Raw genomic sequence first — 25,245 nt, 5'->3', positions numbered from 1 at the left:
ATGTTTTACCCACTGCCTGATACTCAAGAGCAATTTGAAATTTCTTTACCTGAACTGTTGGATAGCCGAGATGCCCGTCAGGCTCGCCAACAAGCGTGGATTGGTCTCCATCAGGTAACCTTGATTTCATTTACTGTCGTTTTTCCTGGAGCAGTCAAAGACAACTCTCTTGTTAGACATGTGTTTAATCAGGGCCTAAATGCGCTTAAACAGATTGCTTCATGCGGGCAGTGGGTGTTTTTATCACAACAATCTTGGGCATTAAAAACGGGGCCGGAATGCTTGGCTGCCGTTGACGGAAATGCTATCGAGATTAAAAAAGCGTTAATTCGCATGGAAGAATCGTCTGCTGTTGGTCGATTATGGGATTTTGATGTGTTTGATGCGAATGGACAACAATATTCACGCTCACAATTAAATCTGCCACCAAGACAATGCTTAATTTGTGAAAATGAAGCGAAAATTTGTGCTCGTCAGCGGACACATTCATTGGTTGAGATACTTAATCGTATCGAGGAGTTAGCGCATGCAACCTATTAAACAACTCAGCCATATAAATGATAAATTAACCCAATATTACAGCCAATTAGCATGGAAAGCGATGTTAGCTGAAGTGAATTTAACCCCTAAACCTGGGTTAGTGGATAAACACAACACCGGTGCCCATAAAGATATGGCACTGACTGACTTTCATTTAAGTGCCAATGCCATCGCGACACATTTTCCTCAATTTTTGCAAGCAGGCGCTCAATACAAAAATTGTCCTATAGAGCAACTATTACCCCATATTCGCCCTATCGGAATGGATTGTGAAAAGTCGATGTTCCGTGCAACAAAAGGGGTTAATACCCATAAAGGCAGTATTTTTTCCTTGGGTTTAGTCTTAACCGCAATAGGCCGTTTGATTGCACAGCAACAATGTGTCTCACCTGAAAATGTCAGCTTATTGGTTGCTAGTATGTGTAAGGGAATTACCAATGAACTTAAACAAAAAACTGAAAACCCCACTGCAGGCCATCACTTATATCAGAGACATGGGCTAACAGGTGCAAGAGGTGAAGCTGAAGGCGGTTATTCGTTAGTAATCAAACATTCACTTCCTTATTATTTGCAGCAACTTGCTAAAGGCAAACTCGCCGATATCGCTCTACTTGATACCTTAATTTTACTCATGAGCCTGAATGATGATACGAATATTGTCAATCGTGGTGGTATCAAGAGCTTAACGTGGATCAAGCAGCGTGCAGAACAGCTATTAACTGCAGGTATAAATACCCATGATGACTTAGTTAAAGTTAAACATTTCGATAATGAATGTATTCAACTAAATGTGAGCCCAGGGGGAAGTGCGGATTTATTAATTCTAACTTGGTTTTTTGCTCGATTACCCAACCAATCCTTTATTTAACATTACGTATTTTTTTAACATTAATAGAACAGGAATAATTTAAAAATAAAACAATTTAACTAAATAAAAACCAATTAATTATTTAACTAAATTATATACCTTAGAGTGAATTATTAATGAAAATTAAAATCATCATATTTCATTCAAGATACAGCCATATTAAAAATTATCATTTTAACAAATTCCTAATATTAAAGTTCATTCAATTTAATATTAAATAAATTTAATATTGATTTAATCAAGGAAATTGGCTTATGCAAAAAGAAAAAATATGGAAGCTATTCGTGTTAATAGCCATTCCAATTATTATTGCGTTAATACCTACACCAACGGGGCTACCACATATTGCGTGGTTGTTATTCGGTCTTTATCTTGCCGCTATTGTCGGTTTGGTACTTAAACCATATTCAGAGCCTGTTATTTTATTAGCCACTATTGCTGCAAGTGCGGTAATTATTGGAGTAACGGGTACTAAAGATGTCAAAGCAAGTGAAGTTTTAAGTGGATATGCATCCGGTACGACATGGCTTGTATTTGCTGCATTTACTCTGAGTGCCGCCTTTGTTATTACTGGTTTAGGTAAACGTCTTTCTTATATCTTGATTGGTAAGTTAGGTGGTACAACATTAGGGCTCGGTTATGTGACCGCAATCCTTGATTTAATTATCGCGCCAGCGACGCCTTCTAATACCGCACGTGCAGGAGGGATTGTTTTCCCAATCATCAATAGTGTCGCCGTTGCTTTAGGGTCTGATCCAGAAAAAAGTCCACGTAAAGCAGGCCACTATCTCCTCGTCAACGTTTATATGGTGACTAAAACCACCAGCTATATGTTCTTGACCGCAATGGCACCAAACGCACTCGCCCTTGCCATGATGAGTGACATTATGGGCATCCATTTAAGTTGGGGTGGATGGGCACTTGCAGCCTCTGTACCAGGTTTAATCATGCTGATTTTGACGCCGTTAATGATCTACAAATTGTATCCGCCTGAGTTGAAAAAGGTGAATAACAAAGAGATCGCGGCCAAAGGCCTGGAAGATTTAGGCCCAATGACTATGCGTGAAAAATTGCTGGGTATTGTCTTTATTATCGCGCTGTGTGGCTGGATTTTCTCTGACCTTATCGGCGTCAGCGCTTCTAGCGTCGCGATTGCGGTCATGGCATTAACCCTGATCCTCGGTGTTGTAACTTGGGATGACGTACTGAAGAATAAAGGCGGCTGGAATACCCTGATTTGGTACGGTGGTATCATCAGTATGTCTGGTGTTCTCACAAAAGCAGGCTTCTTCAAGTGGCTCGCGGATACCATGAGCCAATATCTCTCCTTCGGTGACCAAGCGATGCTAGCTTTCTTTGTCATCATGTTCATCAGTGTTGCCATTCGCTACTTATTTGCCTCTGGTGGTGCATACGTTGCAGCCATGGTTCCGGTATTTGCCACTGTCGGTATGGTTGCAGGGGCTCCTCCGATGCTACTCGCTCTAGGTTTGCTGTTCTCGAATGCTTACGGCGGAAGCGTGACTCACTATGGCGGCGCCGCAGCACCTATCGTATTCGGTGCAGGTTATAACGATATCCGTTCTTGGTGGATCATCGGCGGGTTAGTGGCCTTCATTAGCTTATTCGTTCACATGACTATCGGCTTAGGTTGGTGGGAACTATTAATCAATATGGGATTAATTTAAACACTATTCAGGGCACAACTTAGTTTGTGCCCTCTTTATTTATGGCTTCGTTGATTTCCTCAGGCTACCTACCTATTTGCAATCTGACCTCTGAATAATTTTGTTAAGAGAAAATTGCTGATACACATCCCAAGGAGCATATACAAGTATGTGACTTGGGTAACTGAAAGATGCCAACACCGCCACAGCGTAATACTTAACGGGTTTACCCTAAATAGTTCACGTTGTGGCAAGGCGGCAAGTGAAGGCATCCCATGGAGCATACAAAAGTATGTGACTTGGGTGACTGAGCGTAGCCAACACAGGCACAGCGTGAAATATAACGGGTAAACAGATGAAAAAAATTCCTTGTACCTTAATGCGTGGCGGTACCTCGAAAGGCGTATTCCTTTTAGCGGACTCCCTTCCTAAAGACATACAACAACGGGATGAGCTGATTCTAGCGATTATGGGTTCTGGCCATGCTTTGCAAATTGATGGCATTGGTGGTGGCAGCCCACAAACCAGTAAAGTCGCAATTATTAGCCCTTCAACCCACCGTGATGCTGATGTTGATTATTTATTCGCTCAGGTTTCTATTACTGAGCGCATTGTTGATACCGCACCAAATTGTGGCAATATTCTTTGTGCCGTGGGGTCTTTTGCTATCGAAAAAGGCTTGGTCCCTATCACAGGTGAAACAACGACTGTGAGGATCCGTAATGTCAATACAAACACCTTCGTCAACTCTACTGTACAAACGCCTGATGGCCATGTCGATTATGATGGTGACACTGAAATTGCAAGTGTACCCGGTCATGCCGCGCCTGTTGCACTGACATTTTTAAATGCTTGTGGAACTAAAACAGGAAAATTGCTCCCGACTGGCCACGCTATTGACACCATTGAAGGTATTGATGTTAGTTGTATTGATATGGCGATGCCTGTGGTGTTGATTGATGCGCCTCAGCTTAATAAAACCGGTTATGAAACCGCAGAACAGCTCGAAACTGATGCCGAATTTATGCAAAAGCTCGAAGCTATTCGTATACAAGCAGGCGCAGTGATGGGGCTTGGTGATGTGAGAAAAAAAGTTATCCCTAAGCCTATATTGATTTCACCTGCCATTCACGGTGGAACAATTAATGTCCGTTATTTTATGCCACATAAATGCCATGGCGCACTTGCCGTGACTGGTGCTATCGCCATTGCGACAAGTACTATTGTTCCTAATAGTATTACTCAGCAATATATTCACTCTGTTGATATGAATAACATTTCCATTGAACATTTAAGTGGAAAATTTGACGTGTCGTTAAACCAACAAGGCAATTCACCGGAAGGGATTCAGGCGTCAATTATTCGTACAGCAAGAAAACTCTTCGAGGGCGATGTGTACGTTCCTTAAAACTAATATCACGTCCTGCCTCTAACTAAGAGGCAGGCGATTAATTTTATTTTTCTGCAAGTAACGATTCAAAATTACCATCAATATAATAGGATACTTGATGGGCTTCATCTGGCGTTGGCAATTCTAACTTCCCTGCCATTTTTTCCATAACCTGCTCTGGAACCGCATATTTACGCTGTTGATTTTGTTGTCGCCACTGTTTAAATGGCACTTCCAAATAAACTAAATGAACTTTTGCTTGGTAGCGTTCAAATAAGCTGATCATTGTTCCTCGCAAAGAGGCACTTAATGACGTCGCATTCCAAATAAAGTGTGTTTTAGTGCGTAATAAGCGTTTAGCTTGCTCTTTGGCTTGCTGAGCTACCCAACCTTGGGCATTTTTGTCTGCTGGGTTGATTTTATGTTCTCGGCGAATATCATCTAAACATACCACCGCAGTTTGTGGGTAAAACTGTTTGATAAAATGGTCTTTTCCCATCCCCGGCAAACCACATAGCATAACCACTTCACTACCAGTTTCTTCGAAAGGTTGATAATCCGTAGTGCCCTTTTGATGATGAAAATAATGGAAACGCCCAGCCTGCGAAGCAAATGATTTAGGTTGATCCCAACAACCCTGCTCACGGCAGAACAACTCAAATAGCTCGATTCTGGCCAACAATTCCGCTTTATCTTCACACGTACGCCCTATCGCATCAGCTTTCGCAAGCATGCACAATAAAGACATTTCAACACGCAACGAAGCAGCAAATAACGTGCGTTCAGGATCTGGCTTTTCCATTAACCAAAGCGGTAAACCATGAAATCGAACTAAAGCTGCAATTTGTTCACGAATAGCAAAAGGAGTTTCTATTTGCCGAAATAATATATTGCGTACAGATAACTCGCCTTTTTTGGCATGTCCAGGCGAATGAATTCGCCCTTCTTCATCTTCTTTTGTTGTACTGCGTTTTTCGACGTCATGTAGCAACGCTGCCGCCCAAACGATTTGTTGTTTAAGTTCTGGAAGCTGTTGATATTCAGGTAAACCCTCCAAAGCCACTAACACCATTTGAGTGTGAATAGCCACATTGCCTTCCGCATGGTGCAAACGGTCTTGCGGTACATATTGCATATCACGCACAAAATCGAACTGTTTTTCAAGCTGTGTCCAATCACGATATTGGGTTAATTGCCAACTCATGGCTGTTCTCCTTGCAATTCAAAGGCCAGCTTGGCTCGCTGCCAATGCCGCTTCCAGTGGATATCAGTTTTGACATGGTTTTTACGCACATATTTAAAAACATGTGCCATAAAATCATCCACATGAAACCCTTGACTATCACGGCTCACAATCCCTTCCATGCTACAGGCTTTCCCTGTGTGGGTATCACGCGCAATAAATTGGCTATCTAATGATGCCGCAGTAATTAATGAACTTGCATATTCTTGCTTGTCCATATGTTTACTGAGTGATAAATCTAATTGAGGGACAGTTGGAAAATCAAATAAAGCCGCATAAAATTGCACCTCTTCCCAACTAAGCCAATACTCCCCTTGCCTAACAGCAAACACATAGAAATAATCTTCAATATGTTGATATTCAATGGAATGTATTGCGTAAAGGTTTTCACCGAATAGTTCAATATCCCCTAAATCATCTTTAATCAACTGCCAACGTTGGCGAATTTGCTGGCTCCATGCCGATTGAGTTGGAGCCCCATGAGAGCGCGCAAAAACCCCATAACGGTTTAAGCAATTATTTTCACCATCCAATTTTTCTGTGTGAACCAGTTTGTCTATATTTTGGATGTGCGACCACCAATCGCTATTAATGCGATCATCACTAGTCGTACCAGGGGAGAACGGATAGTGATACGTTCTACCATACTTTCTTGATTGCATATTCATCATGCTTTCTCTAAAGAAATAGAAATAACCACAAATCTTTTTGCTAGATTTGCGTCTTTAATTGTTGAGAAATCAAGTGTAGGTATTACATATTTATTCCGAGTAACGGCCTCATTTTTACTTAGCTAAGGGTCAAAATTAGCGAAATTGAAGGAAAACAGTTGAATTTTAGTCTAATTGTCAAGAAAAAGGCTATCAATTTATTCCTAATCTCATTGCTAGCGATATTATTCAACCGCTATCTGGCTTTCATCTAAGGAATATTTCACTATCACTTTATTACGATACAAACAATTATCTTGCAAAGTACTAGGTTCTTGTCCTTTAGTTGTCACTTTTTGCCAAATTTCGTTATGCCGGTATATAACTCCATTTTCTCGGGTAAACTTATGGTTTTTCTCATAAATATGGTATTTATGTTCACGTGAGGTACAACTCAATAACTCCCCTTCGAGTTGATGCTCAGCGATATTAAATACCAATTGAAAAGCACTTTGTGTCGGATTATAGAAAACCAAATCGATATAATTATAAAAGATTGCCGCCCCTGAACCAAAAGGCAATACACGACCTTCATCTGGAAATGGGTCAAAACTATGATTAGCACGCTCAACCACTTGCAATGGAGAATGCAATACCATCCAATGAATTAAATTACTTAGTTGGCAAATTCCCCCGCCGATCCCTGAACGAGCTTCACCAAACGAAAGTTCCATACCTTCAAGAAAACCTCTGCGCGAAGTCGGTTTTCCTACGAGCCGACAAAATGAAAAATATTCGCCCGGGTAGATAATAACTCCATTCATCGCTTCAGCAGCAATACGTAAATTCGTCACTTTGTTGTATTGCAAGCGTAGGTCTGATTCACCTAATTTACGGATCAGCTTAGATGTATGCTTGTTGTAGCGATATTCAAGGCGTTCACTGGATTTTGATTTCGCATAATGCTTGGCAGAACATGCCCAATGCAATTTTCGAGCTAAGCGCTTTTGAGTTACGCGCAGCCAATATAGAATAGGATGATAGGAAGAAAGTGGCCTACGCATAACAAACCTTATTGATATAATTAACCAATAAATCATGTCATAGCCATTCGTTTTACGACATAGTAACTATCTGATAGTTAATACGTGATAGTTGAATAGCTAAAAAATAATCAAACCTAGTTACCTATCACTGGAATTTACTTTTGAAGCCAACAACGCGGTGGCGAGCAAGATGAAGATAGTTTGATATAAGGATTTAAGAAGAGATAATTTGCTCTAAGAATTTCATGTCACAGCTAGGCGGCAAAAAAGTAAATCCCTAGGAGCATAGACAAGTATGCACCTAGGGTTTACTTTTGAAGCCGACGAGCTAATTAATAAAGGCCGAGTAGCGCCCCTACCGCTAACAAAAAGAAACTAAACAACCAAATCCAACCAAACGAATAGCGTAAGTGACGGCCCATATCAATTCCAGCTAATCCCATTGCTAGCCATGCTGCTGGTGAAAACGGACTCACGAAGGTGCCTGCGTTGTTACCTATCGCCATGGCGTAAACAACGGAAGATGGGTCAACACCAACAGTGGCTGCAATTTGTTGAATTATAGGTAATAAAGCAAAATAATAAGCATCTGTACTAGTAAAAATATCCATCGGCACACCTAAAATACCGACAAAAATATGGACTTTAGAAACCCATTCTGTTGGTAAAATAGCCGTTAAGTCTGTTGCTATTGACTCAAGCATGCCACCTTCAGATAAAATACCTAAGAATGCTCCCGCTGCTAATATTATAGCCACCATTCCCAACGCTTGCGGTGCATGGGCTGCCAAAATTTTCATTTGGTCTCTAGGGTTAGGGAAGTTAACCATTAAAGCAATGGAAAGTGCGATCATAAAAACATAAGGGGCAGATAATAAACCAAATGCTAAACAGATAACGGATGCGATGATTAGCCCACCATTAATAAGTGGCTTTTTGGGTTTCTGAACCGTTTCGCTTATATCTGCAGAGTCGTCACTGACAGGTAGTAAAGAATCCATTTCATATGGCGTAGTGCCTTTCAAACTTGCCGCTGCAATACGTCTTTTCTCACGTAATCCCATCAGAATAGCAAATACCACTGCGCCAGCCATGCCAATTAATTGTACTGGGATCAAATGTTGCCATAGGGTCGAGGCATCAATTCCAGTGACAGCTGAGGCTCGGCCTAATGGCCCACCCCAAGGTACCATATTCATGACCCCCATACTGGCACACATCAACAGCAACATTAAATAAGGACTCATCCCTAGTTGACGGTATAAAGGTAATAAGGCAGGAATAATAATTAAGAATGTCGCAGCACCTGACCCATCTAAATGGACAACCCCCGCAATTAACGTTGTCATAATACAAACAACAATAATATTTCCACGTGTCATTTTAACCATAAAACGAATCAACGGATCAAAAATGTGCAGGTCTTTCATTAAGCTAAAGAATAAAATCGCAAATAAAAACATCGCTGCGACTTTTGACACTTTATTAATACCACTTTCAAAGAATACTGAAATTTCGGCAACAGAGTAACCAGCAAATAAAGCACCAATAAAGGGGATACAAGACATTGCGATAATTGGGCTAACTTTCCCCATCATCAATAATGTTACTATCGATAAAATGATTAAAATACCAATAATTGTCAGCACATCTACTTCCTTCTTAGAATTATATTTTTCAGGTAAACACAACATTTAGCTTGGTTTGCATTAACTTAACAAGCTTGTTTCTTATATAAACCATTGAATATAACCGCAAGGAATATTTTATATTTTTGCTTCACAAACAATGCATTAATTCTTATTTAAATTATCATTTAAAATAAAAAAATAGCTTTATTCTCTATTAGAACCATTAAAACCATAAGCAGATATTAACGCCATTCTAAGTTGGTGGTAATTAATTTTATTTATAAGTTACAGAATTATAACAATCAAAAAATAATAGTTATTATTATATTTTATTTTTTACCTCGTTTTTTTATATTCTCCCCCTCTTTTTGCATTATGTTGCTAGAGAAATATACTTTTTATGGTTTTGATCAAATATGCAAAATTTCACTTGATTTTCTATCAACGATCCGCTTAAAAACAAAATTTACCCCGTAATACCACACCATCTCACAAAAAAAATTTGGCTAACGGAGTATAATATTAAAATAATTTAAGCTTGCTAATAAGGAATGTTCCAATGAGCCGCCTTTTTTCACCTGCATCAATAGGCCAAGTTTCTCTGAAAAATCGAATAATTGTTCCTCCTATGTGCCAATACTCTGCAGAAAATGGCATGCCAACAGCATGGCATAAAGCCCACTATATGAACCTTGCGTTATCTGGTGCCTCTTTAGTTATTGTAGAAGCTAGCGCTATTGTTCCTGAAGGGCGTATTACCTATAAAGATCTTGGTTTATGGAATGATGAACAAATGGCTGAAATGCAACAAATGCTCAGCGATATCAGGCAGTTTTCAGATGCTCGAATAGGGGTGCAAATCGCTCACGCAGGCAGGAAAGCATCAACTGATTTACCTTGGTTGGGAGGGAAAAGTATCCAACCCACACAACCTAATGGTTGGCAAACTGTTGCACCATCCGCGCTTGCTTTTGGTGATAATACGGTACCACATGCATTAACTGTTGAAGAAATTTTACAGCTAAAGCAGCAATTTATTGATGCAGCAATTCGTGCTGAAAAAGCAGGTTTTGACGTTATTGAGATCCATGCTGCTCATGGATATTTACTGCATGAGTTCTTATCACCAGTATCCAACTTACGACAAGATGAATATGGTGGATGCTTTAAGGGGCGTACTCGATTACTTATTAACATTTTCCATGAAATGAGAGAAACAATTAACCCTAATATTGCAATTGGCGTGCGGATCTCTGCAACAGATTGGCTTGAATCTGGTTGGAATACACCTGAATCTATTGAACTTACTGAATTACTAGAGGATTTGGGTTGCGATTACATTCACGTTTCGTCAGGTGGGTTATCACCAGCGCAACAAATACCATTGAGCCCAAATTACCAAGTCCCTTTAGCCCAAGCTATTCATGAAAATACCATGATGCCTGTTATTGCTGTAGGTCTTATCACTGAACCTTTACAAGCTGAAGCCATTATTGCAACCCATCAAGCAGATTTGGTGGCTATTGGCAGAGGGATCCTATTTGAGCCACGTTGGCCTTGGAGAGCAGCGAGCGAATTGAATGAACAGATAGATGTTGCGCCACAATACTTGCGCAGTGCTCCACATCAATTTAAACATTTATTTAAATAAAAATAATAAACTCGCAGCTATTGTTGATTGATAATAAATAGCTGCGAGTAATAAACAATTAACGCGCGTTAGTCGAACACTGTTGAACAAATTCAATCATGGTTTTTTGGAATTCAGGTTCTGCAGTACCTGATTTTTCTAATTCCGCATCCATACGTTTAAACTCAGCTAAACCATACTTTTCAATTGTTTTATCGTAGGCACAACCACAAATTGCACTGACCGCATTTGCCGTTTCACCTTGCGGGTTTCCTGATGCAACAACACAGGTATTCACAAAATTCTCTTTGTACTCCGCAATTTCTGATTTTTCATCAGAACATGCAGACAACACAACCATCGCTCCCGCCATACCTAATATTAATGCTAATTTTTTCATTTTATGCCCATTTCCTATTCAGCTTTAACTAAGGTGATAATAATAAACCGCTATTATTCCTAGTTCACGCTATTTTGGATATATCGTTTATATTTTCAATACCATTAATCTTAATACGCAAAATAAGACGTTCTTATTAAGATTAATATCCCTATCACTGACTATTCATAACAATCATAGCTGTTTTCTGGTAAAAAAGCTGTATTAACCCATTTTTTTATTATGTGTATTTTACCTTGGTAATGAATTAGAACAGCGCCATCGATAGTAGAATAATGACGATAAAATTAGCACACACCCCACAATTTGGATAAAAGGCATTCTTTCATGGTACCAAATAGCCGCGACAAAAACGGTCATCACGGGTTCAAGGATCATAATAATTGCCGCATTTCCTGCTGTGGTATTTTTTTGGCCAATAAGCTGTAACACAAAGCGTAAACTCGTTGCTATCACCACACTAGCAATAAACCACATCATGGTAGGCATTGTCATGCTGCTCGGCCACTCTTCTAAAAAGAATGACAAGACAAGCCCTGTCATTCCTGTACAAGCAAGTTGAATGGCCGTTAACGGTAAAAGAGGAATTGTTCGAGTATATAAACTGGTATAACAAAAATAGATAGCTTGGACAATTGCCGCGCCAAGAAACCACAGTTGACTTGCTTTAAATTCAAGTTGAGCCTTAAATAAGGTTAAGCATGCCAGTCCTAATACCGCAACAGGGAGTGCTTCCCAGAAATAACGGACAGGTTTATTTTTTAAAATGGCCCATGCGACTAACGGAACAAATAACATAGCGAGGCTCATGATAAAAGCCCCTTCGCCAATTGAGTCTGTTATTGCCACCGCGTGGATCCAGAGCGCCATATTTAGTGACATCCAACCGCCTGTCATTAATATTTTTGGTAATTGCTTCACCGTTATTCTATTTTTTTTCCCTCGGCAAAAAGGGGCTAAAATGATAGCAGCGAGTAAAAAACGGCTACCAAGAAAGGCAAATATTGGCATTCCCTGCACAGCTTCTCGGGAAAACACCCATCCCCAAGCTGCAATTATCGTGGTAAGCACCAAGAAAAATTCTGCCTTTCTTTGTGAATACATGTGTTCCTCTGAATAAATTAACTGACTCGCAGCTACATCATACTGGCTTTTGCATGTAAACCAATCACATTTATGGCCTTTATCTCCGACTTCTCTAAATAAAAAATATCTCGCCAAAAAATAATAAATGTAACCTTAAATCAAGAGCCATTTCCTCTTAATAAAGAGGATTTTTCTCCTAAGCTACCTTTTTCCTTATTAAATAGATTAAGTCTCATTTCAAATAGGATAAAAGAGGAAGTTTGCATAAAAGCTCATCAATTTTTCTTCTTGTATGACCTGAGATAATTAATACAGGCGAACAGTGTCAATCTTACCGATTGAAGTTTCATCTTCAACTTAATGGAAGGTCATAGCATGGTTATTCAAAAAACATTACCAATAGATAACGATACAATCAAAAAAATAAAGATGGCGATCAATAAAAGAAAGTATGCACATGCCGATGAAATAAGTCTGTTATGGCAACACGCATTAAAAACATCGTCAGTCTTTAGTTGGGGGAAAGTGATGTTGATTTCTATAATAAGTGACCTTGTTGTCACAATAGCCACTTCTTTGTAGCAAGGGATATTAAAAAGAAGAAATCGAGCCGATAGCCCGATTTCTATTGGTTGTTTTTAATAACTAATTCAGCTAATTACCAATAACCTAAGAATTTCCACCAAACGCTACCAATGAAGAACCAAATGGCTAAGTTAACCACACTCATGACAAAACCGGTTTTCCACCATTCAGCAAGAGTGGCATAACCTGACCCAAAGATAATCGGGGCTGTTCCTGTACCATAATGTGTTAATGACATCATTAGTGATGATGAGAATGCTAACGTTAAGGCCAATAACATTGGTGGAGCGCCAAGTGCTAAACCCGCGGAGAAAAATGCCGCATACATTGCCGTAATATGCGCCGTTGTACTCGCGAAGAAATAATGGGAATACACATAAATTAAAACAAGAATTAACATTCCCCATACCCAGCTAATGCCCATTCCATCAATGGTTGCACCAACTGTTAATGACATCCATTTAATGAGACCGAGTTTTCCTAAGAAACTCGCCATCATCACTAAAGCGGAGAACCAGACAACCGTATCCCAAGCCCCTTTGTTTTTTAGCACGTCATCCCAATTAATGACCCCTGTCGCTAATAGAATACTCAACCCAATAAAGGCGGCTGTGGTAGCATTAACACTATATGCAGGCCCAAAAATCATCGCAGGTACACCAGCCCACATCAAAAGTAATAACCCAAAAACACCGAGCGTTATTTTTTCAGGCAATGAAACTGGGCCTAACTGCTGCAAACGTTCTTTGGCAAAATTTGGTGCATCCGGTGTTGAGGTAATTTCCGGTTTATACATAAAATAGATAACCAAAGGCATTAATATTAATGACACGATGGCTGGAACAAATGCTGCAATAGCCCACATTCCCCAAGTTAATTCATTTTCTTGGCTAGTTTCGCTAATTATCAAGCTAACAATTAATGGATTGGGAGCTGTCGCCGTAATAAACATTGCAGAAGTGATTGGGTTAATATTGTAGTTAACGAGTGATAAGTAGCGCCCTATTTTACCTGCAGTTCCATCTTCGGCCTTTGACCCAAAACTATCTGAAATCGAGCGCATGATTGGGTGAATAATTCCCCCACCTCGTGCAGTATTACTTGGTGTCACAGGAGCCAAAATTGTTTCTGCTATTGCCAATGAATAAGCAATACCCAATGTTTTTTTACCAAATAAAGAAATGACATAATAACCTATCCTTGCCCCTAAGCCTGTTTTATTCAAGCTCATGGAAACCATAATAGAAATACCAATTAACCAGATTAGGTCATTAGAAAAACCACTTAAAGCATCCGCAATTGCCCCTTTGGTTGATTCAGGATTAGTGACTCCTGTAGCTGCAACTAATGAAATTGCGACAATAGAAACACCCCCTATCGGTAAAGCTTTACCAATAATGGCAGCGATTGTGCCGACAAATAATGCCAAAAGATGCCACGCATTTGGATTAACGCCTTCAGGAACAGGAATTAAAAACCAAATAATTAATGTTATAGCAACTGCGATTAGAGTTGGAACAGGTTTTAAAGGTGTCAGTTTATTCATAAGGTTATCCATACACGTTTAAAGATGGAAATACAGAGTAATTTCAGTTATATATTCTAATTTTATCTTTAGGTTAACAATATATAGCTCAAAAACCTTGATATTTATCAGTACGTAGATTCTTTTATGATAAAAACTCAAACTAATTTGTAACAATACGTAATATATTATTTCAGCAATTAATCTTCTGATATATCTTGCACACAAAAATAAGCTTATTCTTACATTAATAAGAGTAAGAATAAAACTGGGCTTATTATTTGCTTTGTTACTAGGCTAGCAACACATACACTCGCATTTTTCGTATAATCAAATTTGTTTCTTAATATACTAAAATTTCAATTATTTTTATAGCGAACCCTCAATTTATGATTGCTGAATCGAATTAATAAAATAAAATCAAGAAATATTCTAAATTATGTTGAATATATAAAAAATCATAATAATGATAATGATTGATTAAAAAATGCACGCTTTACTATTGAACCAATACTCTCTGCTTAATTAATATTAGTTATTATCTAATCTGATAATGCTAAAAAACACTTATAGTGATTATCCTTTGTTCTCATACACTTTTTATCTCTAATCTTATATGAGTAACAAAACACATCCAAATATGACTAATAAGGAAATAAAATGCCCACTGATAACATTTACACCACAAATGCTCAACGTCCATGTATTGTGTTATGTACGACCAATAGCCATGAAAGTGCAATTAAAATAACCCAACATTTGTTAGCTAATCGTTTAGCTGCATGTGTTTCTCTACTCCCAGAAATAACATCCGTTTATCTATGGCATGGCAATATCACACAAGATAAGGAGATCTTACTATTGATCAAAACGACTCAAGGAAATCAACTCAATTTGTTTAATGAGATAAAAAAAATACACCCATATGATACCCCAGAGCTCATTCGCTTAGACCCAAGCCAAATTGAAGATAATTATCTACAATGGCTGATTAACTCTGTTAAATAATAGATGTTCATCTAAATTGAATAACTAAAACGCTATAAATTGTGAGTTAATGTCGTTTTTGTATAAATTAATTCAACTGGTCGGCTATGGTTTATCGTAAATTAATGCTATATAAATAGGCTCGCTTTATATTTATTTTCCCTCCTTAAATATTTGGAGGTTTTTTTTGTCTAAAATTGACTAGCGTATATTCCTTAACCCCGAAGAAAAAATCATAAGAAGCGCAACTAATAAACAACATCGCACTCTATTTTATTTAAATTACCATAAAAATTAATCTATTAAAGCCATATAAAGAATTCTATATTACCTTAGGCTAATATAAACCTAAGGTAATAATCACGAAATTAACTAAAACGTTGCTTCCAAACCAAGCCTAAACGTTCTCCCAGGGATAGGCATATAAATCACAGTTCCTGGGTCAAATGCATAGCGATTAGTTAGGTTATCAATATTAAAATTCACATGAATATTTTTCGAAACATGATATTTGCCTAACAAATCAAATGTCGTAGTTGAGTACAGCTTAGTTACTGGGGCCGCAGCGGTTCCCACTAACCACTCATGAGGGTAGTCTTTGCCTGAGTTATAACGAACTCGCAAACCTGTTTGTAATTTTTGGTCAAACATTTTCACCCCAACAACTCCGGTCACAACCTTTTTCGGTGGAATACGTGAAGGTGATAACCCCCAAGCAAATCCAACTGAATTACATGCAGTAGGAAGGCGACCTAACTCCATTTCGTCTCGTGAACATAACTCAGAATTGTTATAAAAAGTTGCATCGAAGGAACCAAATGCATAATTAGAATCGTATTTCAGTTCAATTTCATAACCTGAGAGCTTGAAACTATCGTAGTTTTTCATCACGATATAAGGGTGATATACGCCCGTTGGATTCACTCCTTGAGAGAGATAACCCTTTATATCATTATTAAAATAAGCCACACGTAATTTAGTATTATCTTCATCAAATATAAGGTTTTCTTTTTCTACATTCATTCCAACTTCAAATGATTTAGCATGTTCTGGTTTTAATGGAACATCTGGAGAATAAGAGTAGGTTTGCCCTGATGCTGTGGTCTCGAATAAGCTCGGTTCTCTATAGCTATCAGAATATTTGGTATAAATATCAAATTCATTAGTCACATGAAAACGTAACTCACCCATTAAATCATTTTTCGGACCATAGCTAATACTTTTACCTAAAACATGGTCATCAACATCGAAAGCGTGAATACGCCACCCAACTAAAGTACTCACCCATTCCCCTTTGTATGCCATATTGGTAAAGGCCGATTTATTCGTTCCTTTAGCATTACGCGTTACAGGATCTAACTCCTCACCGGGTATGGTTCCTTCTGGCGTCCAAATCGGTTGATAGGTTTTAGTCAATGGCTTTGATTTTTGTTGCATATATTCCAAACCATAAGTGATATCGATAGGATAATCTGCAAACTCAGAGGTATTTTCTAAGTTAAAACCCATTCGTTCATCGGTATAGCGATGCTGATATTGATTACCGTAGTGCGCGGTAACATCATCCGTTGTGCCATTACGTTGTTTAAATTTACCTTTTGTCCACCAAAGACCTAAATTCATGTCTACCCATAATGAATCGGGTTTATAAGAATAGTTTAAAGAGGCAGTATCAATATCTGCACTACCTAATGACCACTGCGGCATTTTTCCATCGAATTGGTACCAATACGCCGCTAAAACCTCGCCTGCTTTTTGTTCATGATGGCGGTAATTTAATTCAATACTTGAGTATGGGTTAAGATAAATATTAGTTTTTAATAATGTTGACTGACTTTCATAGCTGGTATTAACCACTTCTTGCCCAGGTTTTATCGGGGCATCTGCATTGGAATATTTGTGATAACCATTTTTCCCAGCAAAGTAATTCCCTTGCTTTCTATCGCTATGGGCAATTAACACATCAAACTTGTCATTACGATAAGCAACGCCCGCGGTTACTGAGCCATTATTAAAATGCGAATTCTTAACACCGTTTGAAACACGATACCCAGACTCACCTTTTTCATCTGAAGCAATGGTCGGGCGTCGGTTATTATTGTAAATATTCCCCTTAAATAAGAAACCAAATTGGTCACCTTGAGGAATAATACTATTTGCTGATAATGTTTTTAATTTAACCGTACCTCCGATGGCTCCTCCTGAGAATTTACTCATCGAAGCCCCTTTTTCGATCTCAATTGTATCGATTAAATCCATATCCACATAAGTTCTATCTGTACTTCCTTGGTAACCACGCCAAGTGTTGGTTGATTGCAAACTGCCATCAATGATAATAGGGACTCGCCCGTTTCCTTGTAATCCTCGAATACCGATATCCAGTGCACCGGCTTCATTTCGTGCATTATTAACTTGCAATGAAGTTTCATTGGCAAATATATCTGAATTGGTCGTTCCTCTTACTGTAGAAATATCATTGGCGTCTATTTGCTTGCTATTTGACTTTATTTTGCTGGCTGTGACGAGAAGTTTATCTTTTTGAGTTGTGGTATTGGTTTGATTCGCTAATGCTGTGCTTGAAGAACATATAATAATTAAGCTAATTATGTTTTTATTTTGAAATATCATTTAAGTAATGCCTTCATTAATTAATGATGATTAGATAGACGTGAAGAAATAGCGTATAAAAGATGTGAGGATACATTTTTTATACTTTTCCATTTATGCATTTAAAGTAAATTTAAGTGCTATGCCATAGATGTAACTAGTCCGAAAAACCTTATTTATTGAATGGTTACGTACTCATTTCCCTTGTGAATATTAATAAGCCTTGGAATATACACCAATGATAATAATGATCAAGATCATAATGAATATCATTTGCATTATCATTAAGATTATTAGTGTTAATTGACTTACCTTTATTCTTTAATCGCATAAAAAAAAGCGACTGATATAAATATCAATCGCTTTATACATAAAAATTGCGTGAATAGGCTAATCGTGTAATGGCGGGGTTCTCACCGACCTATCACCTGCGACATAATAGTCTGCATCACTAGTCGGTAATGGAGGACGGTTTCGAATTTTATCGGCAATTTTCTCCGCGATCATGATGGTCGTTGCATTTAAATTTCCGGTAATAATCAACGGCATAATAGATGCATCGATAACACGTAAATTTTCAATACCGTGAACTCGTCCTGCACCATCAACTACCGCCATATCATCATGACCCATTTTACAGGTTCCGCATGGGTGAAAAGCGGTTTCTGCTCTTTCGCGGACAAATGCGTCTAGCTCTTCATCTGTACTAACCTGTTTTCCAGGGCTTATTTCCTCTCCGCGATATGGGTCAAGTGCAGGCTGAGCCATAATTTCACGGGTAATACGAATAGCAGCACGGAACTCTTCCCAATCCTGTTCCGATGACATGTAATTAAACAAAATACTCGGATGTTGCCTTGGGTCTAAAGATTTTAAGCGAACACGACCTCGACTAGGGGAGCGCATTGAGCCCACATGAGCTTGAAAACCATGCTGATTGACTGCATTACTGCCATTGTAGTTAATCGCCACAGGCAAAAAGTGGAATTGAATATTTGGCCATGCAAATTTTTCACTGGTACGAATAAATCCACCCGCTTCAAATTGGTTACTTGCCCCAATTCCAGTACCTTTAAATAGCCATTCCGCACCGATTTTGGGCTGATTAATCCATTTTAATGCAGGATATAATGAAACAGGCTGTTTGCATTCATACTGCAAATACATTTCAAGGTGATCTTGCAGGTTTTGCCCAACACCGGGTAAAACATGGACAGGCGAAATATTAAATTCAGCTAAAACATCTTCAGGCCCCACGCCAGAGCGCTGCAAGATTTGCGGTGACGCTATCGCCCCCGCGCACAATAATACTTCTTTACGGGCTTTCACCACCGTAGATGCCGTGCTCTGGCCTTGGTAATACTTCACACCAACCGCTTTTTTCCCTTCAAACTCAATGGTATCTGTTGTCGCATGTGTCACAATGGTGATATTTCTTCGCCCTTTCGCTTGATCCAAATACCCTCTTGCGGTGCTAGCACGTCGCCCTTGTGGTGTGACTGTGCGATCCATCGGACCAAAGCCTTCCTGCTGAAACCCATTTAAATCATCTGTTTGCGGGTACCCTGCTTGTACACCTGCTTCCACCATCGCATGAAACAACACATTATTGCCATTCTTCGGCGTCGTCACACTAACAGGGCCATCTCCGCCGTGGTAATCATTAGGACCAATATCACGTGTTTCCGCTTTTCTAAAATAAGGTAAACAATCAAGATAATGCCAATCTTCTAACCCGGGCGCCTCTGCCCAACCGTCAAAGTCTAGAGCATTCCCTCGGATGTAACACATCCCATTAATCAATGATGAGCCACCAAGCCCCTTTCCACGGCCACACTCCATACGGCGGTGATCCATATGTGGTTCAGGGTCAGTTTCATAAGCCCAATTATAACGTCGCCCTTGTAATGGGTACGCTAATGCCGCTGGCATTTGTGTGCGAAAATCGAACCGATAATCCGGTCCACCTGCTTCAAGGAGCAGCACAGTAACATCAGGATCTTCTGTCAGGCGGGTAGCAAGAACGTTACCGGCTGAACCAGCACCGATAATAATATAGTCATAGACCATTGTTATCTCCTCTGTTTCAGTCAAATTAAAATGATGTGATTAAAAAACGGATGTAAATTCCCCTAACTCCACTTGAATGGATTTCACTTGTGTATAATTTTGCAGTGTCATTACGCCATTTTCACGACCAACGCCAGAATGCTTATATCCGCCCACAGGCATTTGAGCTGGTGATTCACCCCATGTATTAATCCAACAAATTCCAGCCTCTAATTGATGGATAACCCGATGTGCGCGTGTTAAATCTTGTGTCACGACCCCAGCTGCAAGCCCATAGACGCTATTGTTTGCACGAGCAATCACTTCATCTTCTGATTGATAACTCAAAATACTCATTACAGGACCAAAAATTTCTTCCTGCGTGATCTGCATTTCATCGTGGCAATCAGTGAATACCGTTGGTACAACATACGCACCTTGTGCAAAATCACCATCCATTAAGCGTTCACCACCACACAATAATTTCGCGCCTTGCTGTTTACCTAACGCAATATAACGCAGCACATTTTCCATGTGAGCAAAACTGACTAATGGCCCAAAGTTAGTATTTTCGTCAGTGGGTGAACCTATATTAATCCGAGCTACACGCTCAATGACCTTGTCTTCAAACTGCGATTTAAGCGATTCAGGGACAAAAACCCGTGTTCCATTGGTACACACTTGGCCTGAACTATAAAAATTCGCCATCATGGCAATATCCGCGGCTTTATCTAAGTTTGCATCATCAAAAATAATCAGGGGTGATTTACCGCCTAGTTCCATCGTCACCTCTTTTAATGAAGAGGCTGACGCATTCGCCATCACTTTTTTACCCGTTGCGATCCCCCCTGTGAATGAAACTTTGGCAATATCAGGGTGCTCTGTTAACCATTGGCCCACTTCACCGCCTTGCCCGGTCACCACGTTAAATACCCCTGCTGGCACGCCCGCTTCCGTATAGATTTCAGCCAACTTTAAGGCCGTTAACGAAGTGACTTCACTGGGTTTGAACACCATGGCATTACCTGCTGCCAGTGCTGGAGCAGACTTCCATAATGCGATTTGAATAGGGTAATTCCATGCGCCAATCCCTGCCACCACCCCCAGCGGTTCACGGCGGGTATAAGCAAATGCGCTATCACGCAGAGGGATCTGCTGCCCTTCAAGCATAGGGATTAACCCTGCATAGTATTCAAGGACATCCGCCCCTGTAACGATATCCACATAACGAGTTTCAGAAAGTGGTTTCCCCGTATCAAGCGTTTCGAGGTAAGCCAGCTCGTCGTTACGTTCCCGTAAGATATCCACCGCACGGCGTAAAATACGTGAGCGTTCCATTGCGGTCATTGCCGCCCATACTTTCTGGCCTTGTTTGGCGCTTTCTACCGCCCATTGGATATCTTCAAGCGTCGCAGACTGCAAATGCGCGATAGTTTCGCCATTTGCAGGGTTGATTGCAGGAAATTGCCCGCATTCAGGTTGTGAACTGTCGACATAACCACCATGAATATAAAGCTTATGTATCGGTGGATGTTGCATATTATCTCCTCTGAGTGGGTGATTAGGTTCCGATAACCTCTGCACGTTTCAGTTGCATATCGATATACTCGTTGGTGATTTTGAGTGCATCCTCGACAGGAAATTGTTCATTACTCAAAGCACTCCGTAACCATAGGCCATCAATTAAAGCAGCTAGCCCCTTCGCGGCCATCCGTGCATCCGCTTTGCTTAACACTCGCCCAAATTCATAACTTAAATTTGAATACAAACGCCGGTCATTGACCTGTTGTAAACGATTTAAATTTGGTTGATGCATACTGCTAGCCCAGAAGGCTAGCCATGTTTTCATCGCCGCCTCACTGGTTTGCGTTGGGTCAAAGTTGCCTTCAACAATTGCTTGAATGCGCAATTTTGGCTCCGCCCCAGCTAACATGCGTAAGCGTATTGCTACCGCAAACCCCAATTGATATTGAATATGCCGCATAGTAGCTTCAAGTAAGCCATTTTTATCACGAAAATAATGGCTAATAATTCCTGTAGAAACCCCGGCTTTACGGGCAATTAACACAAAACTGGCTTCCTGCATTCCAACTTCATTAATCACTGCCAATGTGGCTTGAATTAACTGTTGTTTACGTATCGACTGCATTCCTATCTTCGGCATGGTATTTGAACCTAAAAAATACATTGATCCCTTGTATTAAACGTTTTTTTAATTGAATGTTCAATCAATATTAACTATTGTTTACAACAATTCATTCACAATTAACATAAAAGAGAGGATAACGAAAATCAAATCTTTGCTAATAAATCAATTAATTAGCTAAGAAAGTAATTTTAACCTGTTAAATAAATAAAAATGTGGAACTACCAATGACATCTCAAAATAGTCCAAAAAATAAGCAGAAGGATAAATTGAATTCTGTGGTTTTTTTTACTTCCGCCGGTCTTATTCTGGCGTTTTCTTTTTTCACCATCTTAATGACCGAAACAGCAAATCAGTGGATCGTTGCCGCCCTTGGGTGGGTATCCAAAACCTTTGGTTGGTATTACCTGTTAGCAGCGACGCTTTATATTGTTTTCGTGATTTTCGTTGCCACTTCGCGCTTTGGTAATATCAAGCTCGGCCCCGAGCAATCTAAACCTGAATTTAGCGTACTCAGTTGGTCTGCGATGCTATTCGCCGCAGGAATCGGTATCGACTTAATGTTTTTCTCTGTCGCTGAACCGGTTACCCAATATATGCTGCCACCAACGGGTGAAGGCGAAACCTTAGAAGCAGCTCGTCAGGCGATGGTGTGGACCCTGTTCCACTATGGCCTAACGGGCTGGTCTATGTATGCCTTAATGGGAATTGCACTGGGTTATTTCAGTTATCGTTATAACTTGCCGTTAACCATTCGCTCCGCACTTTATCCTATTTTTGGCAAACGGATTGACGGCCCGATTGGCCACACCGTGGATATTGCTGCAGTACTAGGGACGATTTTCGGTATCGCAACAACTCTGGGGATCGGTGTTGTTCAGCTAAATTATGGCCTCAAAGTATTATTCGATTTACCTCAAGGGCTTCCCGTGCAAAGTGGATTGATTCTGCTATCGGTGATTATGGCAGTGATCTCCGCCACATCAGGAGTGAATAAAGGCATTCGCGTATTATCAGAGCTCAATGTGCTTTTAGCATTTGGTTTGATTTTGTTTATTTTATTTGTCGGCGATACCGAGTTCTTACTTAATGCCTTAGTGCTGAATGTGGGGGACTATATCAATCGCTTTATGGGTATGACTCTCAACAGCTTTGCCTTTGATCGCCCAACCGATTGGATGAATAGCTGGACGCTGTTTTTCTGGGCATGGTGGGTCGCATGGTCGCCGTTTGTTGGCTTATTCCTCGCGCGTATATCTCGCGGTAGAACCATTCGACAATTTGTGATTGGTACTTTAATCATCCCGTTTGTTTTCACACTATTGTGGTTATCTATTTTTGGTAATAGTGCATTGTATGAAATCATTCACGGTAATAGCGAACTTGCCAAAACCGTGCTCGACGCTCCCGAAAAAGGCTTCTATTCACTACTTGAACTTTACCCTGGCTTTGGCCTAACCGCCTCCGTTGCCACAATTACTGGGCTGTTATTCTATGTTACCTCAGCGGACTCCGGTTCTTTGGTATTAGGCAATTTCACCTCAAAACTCAGCGATATTAACAACGATGCGCCCAATTGGTTGCGGATTTTTTGGTCTGTCGCGATTGGTTTACTCACCTTAGGGATGTTAATGACAGATGGCGTCGCTGCGTTACAAAATACGACAGTGATCATGGGCTTACCATTTAGTTTTGTTATCTTCTTTATTATGGCTGGGCTATATAAGTCATTAAAAGTTGAGGACTTTAGACGGGTCAGTTCATTAAATACCAATGCGCCAGCACCACTGTATGGCAATGGAACACTCAATTGGAAACAGCGTTTAGGACGAGTGATGAATTTCCCCGGAACAACGTATACCCAGAGAATGCTTGATTTAGTCTGTATTCCAGCCATGCAAGAAGTGGCAAAAGAGCTCAGTTTAAGGGGGGCAAAAGTGGAATTTAACACCTTACCACCGATTGCTGATGAGCGATTAGACCATTTAGAGTTAACGGTCGACCTTGGTGAAGAACAAAGCTTTATTTACCAAGTATGGCCTCAGCGCTATTCAGTTCCTGGTTTTACCTATCGCGCACGTTCAGGAAAATCCCATTATTACCGCTTAGAAACTTTCTTATGGGAAGGCTCGCAAGGGAATGATTTAATGGATTACACCAAAGAACAGGTTATCAGTGATATTCTCGACCAATATGAAAAACATATGAATTTCATTCATTTAAGCCGTGAAGCTCCCGGTGCAACCTTAACATTCCCTGAATCTGTATAATATGATCTCTAAGGGGGCTATGCTCCCTTAGAATCAACACAAACCAATAGTTAATAGGGACGACCCGCTTGCTCCAGCATTTTTTTCATTTGCTCGCGGTCATTCATCCAAGCCATTGAATTAGGGCACCCTGCTCCCGTCGGGTTAACATCACACACATTAAAGCGCTGTGGAAACGCGTTTTCATCTGTATTTCGCTGCTCTAACAACGCTTGATAACTTTGCTCTTCTTGAGAAAGTTTCTTTTTGGGGTCAAAGACAAACTTTTGTTGTGCCTGTAATTCTTTAATTCCTTGGTAGTCTTTATCAAACTCGCGATCAGCGGGTGACTTCTCTTTAAATGTAAAGTCGCTGGCAAAGCCATAAGAAGTGAAACAAAGAAAAATAATAACAATAACCTTTTTAAACATATCAATTTCCTGCTGTGTCCATAAGCGAATATTATATGTCAGCAGCAACACCGAATGTTGTATAATAATAAGTGAAATTTATAAAAACCTTAATATTCAAATAAGTAATTTACATGAGTTATTAAATCAATTGATTGATACATCGTTGTTAATGGCTTATCAGAATAATAAGGGTGTTTTTCCACCAACCATCACCCCACAACACCCATTAATTTTTGTTATTTTTTAACCTTGTTATCCCCTTCAATTTTGTCCACGTATATAAGCTCAACTTCAAAACAAATCAGAATAATTAATTAGTTCCATAATGGGTTTATTTTAAATCTATTGGTTGTTTTTATGACAATGTGAAAATGAAATATTAATCTCAAAAAGGGTGTTTACGCAGCATATGATGATGCAAATGACAATCTAAGTGTCCCTGCTGCGTGGGGTAATACAAATTTGAAAGAAGGCAAAGCGCCAGCTCCTAGATAAAAAGTAGAGGTAGGCGAATAAGCAAATATAAGTTTATG

Annotated in this window: 20 protein-coding genes; 8 read left to right on the top strand and 12 right to left on the bottom strand. The window is 39.7% G+C overall.

All coding sequences use genetic code 11. From position 1 onward, the window contains the following. The 4 genes from citX (at position 1) to PSF28_RS02560 (ending at position 4,483) form a co-directional block, all read left to right on the top strand. The gene (gene citX, locus PSF28_RS02575) at positions 1–540 is read left to right on the top strand and encodes a citrate lyase holo-[acyl-carrier protein] synthase (RefSeq protein ID WP_210839169.1); all 540 of its coding nucleotides are present in this window, start codon (positions 1–3) and stop codon (positions 538–540) included. Next, a complete protein-coding gene (citG, locus tag PSF28_RS02570) occupies positions 527–1,408 on the top strand; it encodes a triphosphoribosyl-dephospho-CoA synthase CitG (protein WP_272684585.1) in 882 nt (293 codons plus the stop codon). Before citX ends, citG begins: the two co-directional genes overlap by 14 nt. A 254-nt stretch (positions 1,409–1,662) precedes the next feature. Continuing rightward, positions 1,663–3,096 (top strand): anion permease, encoded by a 1,434-nt coding sequence (locus tag PSF28_RS02565; RefSeq protein WP_210839165.1) that lies wholly within the window; start codon positions 1,663–1,665, stop codon positions 3,094–3,096. A gap of 334 nt (positions 3,097–3,430) precedes the next feature. Then, positions 3,431–4,483 (top strand): 4-oxalomesaconate tautomerase, encoded by a 1,053-nt coding sequence (locus PSF28_RS02560; protein ID WP_210839163.1) that lies wholly within the window; start codon positions 3,431–3,433, stop codon positions 4,481–4,483. A gap of 46 nt (positions 4,484–4,529) precedes the next feature. Here PSF28_RS02560 and PSF28_RS02555 read toward each other — a convergent pair whose 3' ends face one another. The 4 genes from PSF28_RS02555 to PSF28_RS02540 all read right to left on the bottom strand — a co-directional run bounded on the left by PSF28_RS02555 (position 4,530) and on the right by PSF28_RS02540 (position 9,053). Beyond that, positions 4,530–5,669 (bottom strand): AAA family ATPase, encoded by a 1,140-nt coding sequence (locus PSF28_RS02555; RefSeq protein ID WP_272684584.1) that lies wholly within the window; start codon positions 5,667–5,669, stop codon positions 4,530–4,532. Then, complete coding sequence (locus tag PSF28_RS02550; protein WP_272683416.1) at positions 5,666–6,376, bottom strand: RNA ligase family protein; 711 nt, start codon at positions 6,374–6,376, stop codon at positions 5,666–5,668. The genes PSF28_RS02555 and PSF28_RS02550 overlap by 4 nt, the downstream gene beginning before the upstream one ends. 227 nt (positions 6,377–6,603) lie before the next feature. After that, positions 6,604–7,422: a VanW family protein gene (locus PSF28_RS02545; protein ID WP_210839159.1), complete on the bottom strand. Its 819-nt coding sequence runs from the start codon at positions 7,420–7,422 to the stop codon at positions 6,604–6,606. 314 nt (positions 7,423–7,736) lie between these two features. Beyond that, positions 7,737–9,053, bottom strand: coding sequence for a CitMHS family transporter (locus PSF28_RS02540; protein WP_210839156.1), 1,317 nt, complete (start codon positions 9,051–9,053; stop codon positions 7,737–7,739). 541 nt (positions 9,054–9,594) lie between these two features. Between PSF28_RS02540 and PSF28_RS02535 the strand changes: the two genes are divergently transcribed. Next, positions 9,595–10,686, top strand: a complete 1,092-nt coding sequence (locus PSF28_RS02535) for an NADH:flavin oxidoreductase/NADH oxidase (RefSeq protein WP_210837385.1) — start codon at positions 9,595–9,597, stop codon at positions 10,684–10,686. Between the two features lie 58 nt (positions 10,687–10,744). Here the strand turns inward: PSF28_RS02535 and PSF28_RS02530 are convergent, their stop codons facing one another. After that, positions 10,745–11,065, bottom strand: a complete 321-nt coding sequence (locus PSF28_RS02530; RefSeq protein WP_004910043.1) for a hypothetical protein — start codon at positions 11,063–11,065, stop codon at positions 10,745–10,747. Positions 11,066–11,296: 231 nt separating this feature from the next. Beyond that, positions 11,297–12,169 carry a DMT family transporter gene (locus PSF28_RS02525; protein WP_210837384.1) on the bottom strand — a complete coding sequence of 291 codons (873 nt, stop codon included), beginning with the start codon at positions 12,167–12,169 and terminating at the stop codon, positions 11,297–11,299. A 357-nt stretch (positions 12,170–12,526) separates the two neighbouring features. Between PSF28_RS02525 and PSF28_RS02520 the strand changes: the two genes are divergently transcribed. Beyond that, complete coding sequence (locus PSF28_RS02520; protein ID WP_272684583.1) at positions 12,527–12,733, top strand: 3-oxoacyl-ACP synthase; 207 nt, start codon at positions 12,527–12,529, stop codon at positions 12,731–12,733. A 76-nt stretch (positions 12,734–12,809) separates the two neighbouring features. Here PSF28_RS02520 and PSF28_RS02515 read toward each other — a convergent pair whose 3' ends face one another. Then, on the bottom strand, positions 12,810–14,282 hold the full coding sequence (locus PSF28_RS02515; RefSeq protein WP_004910038.1) for an anion permease: 1,473 nt from the start codon (positions 14,280–14,282) through the stop codon (positions 12,810–12,812). Between the two features lie 639 nt (positions 14,283–14,921). Between PSF28_RS02515 and cutA the strand changes: the two genes are divergently transcribed. Continuing rightward, positions 14,922–15,269, top strand: a complete 348-nt coding sequence (gene cutA / locus PSF28_RS02510) for a divalent-cation tolerance protein CutA (RefSeq protein ID WP_210837381.1) — start codon at positions 14,922–14,924, stop codon at positions 15,267–15,269. Between the two features lie 351 nt (positions 15,270–15,620). Here the strand turns inward: cutA and PSF28_RS02505 are convergent, their stop codons facing one another. The 4 genes from PSF28_RS02505 to betI form a co-directional block, all read right to left on the bottom strand. Further along, positions 15,621–17,876 (bottom strand): TonB-dependent receptor domain-containing protein, encoded by a 2,256-nt coding sequence (locus PSF28_RS02505; protein ID WP_210837380.1) that lies wholly within the window; start codon positions 17,874–17,876, stop codon positions 15,621–15,623. A 369-nt stretch (positions 17,877–18,245) separates the two neighbouring features. Continuing rightward, positions 18,246–19,925 (bottom strand): choline dehydrogenase, encoded by a 1,680-nt coding sequence (betA, locus tag PSF28_RS02500; RefSeq protein WP_272684582.1) that lies wholly within the window; start codon positions 19,923–19,925, stop codon positions 18,246–18,248. Positions 19,926–19,964: 39 nt separating this feature from the next. After that, positions 19,965–21,443, bottom strand: coding sequence for a betaine-aldehyde dehydrogenase (gene betB, locus PSF28_RS02495; RefSeq protein ID WP_272684581.1), 1,479 nt, complete (start codon positions 21,441–21,443; stop codon positions 19,965–19,967). A gap of 22 nt (positions 21,444–21,465) precedes the next feature. Beyond that, a complete protein-coding gene (gene betI / locus PSF28_RS02490; RefSeq protein ID WP_272684580.1) occupies positions 21,466–22,068 on the bottom strand; it encodes a transcriptional regulator BetI in 603 nt (200 codons plus the stop codon). Positions 22,069–22,277: 209 nt separating this feature from the next. Here betI and PSF28_RS02485 point away from each other — a divergent pair, with 209 nt between their 5' ends. Then, the gene (locus PSF28_RS02485; protein WP_210837376.1) at positions 22,278–24,320 is read left to right on the top strand and encodes a choline transporter; all 2,043 of its coding nucleotides are present in this window, start codon (positions 22,278–22,280) and stop codon (positions 24,318–24,320) included. A 50-nt stretch (positions 24,321–24,370) separates the two neighbouring features. On the opposite strand, the gene PSF28_RS02480 is transcribed toward PSF28_RS02485, so the two are convergent. After that, positions 24,371–24,730: a hypothetical protein gene (locus tag PSF28_RS02480; protein ID WP_247605338.1), complete on the bottom strand. Its 360-nt coding sequence runs from the start codon at positions 24,728–24,730 to the stop codon at positions 24,371–24,373. Positions 24,731–25,245: the final 515 nt, after the last annotated feature.

This window comes from Providencia sp. PROV130 (assembly GCF_028482225.1).
Classification (GTDB): Bacteria; Pseudomonadota; Gammaproteobacteria; order Enterobacterales; family Enterobacteriaceae; genus Providencia; species Providencia rettgeri.
This window is presented reverse-complemented; position numbering and strand designations above follow the sequence as displayed.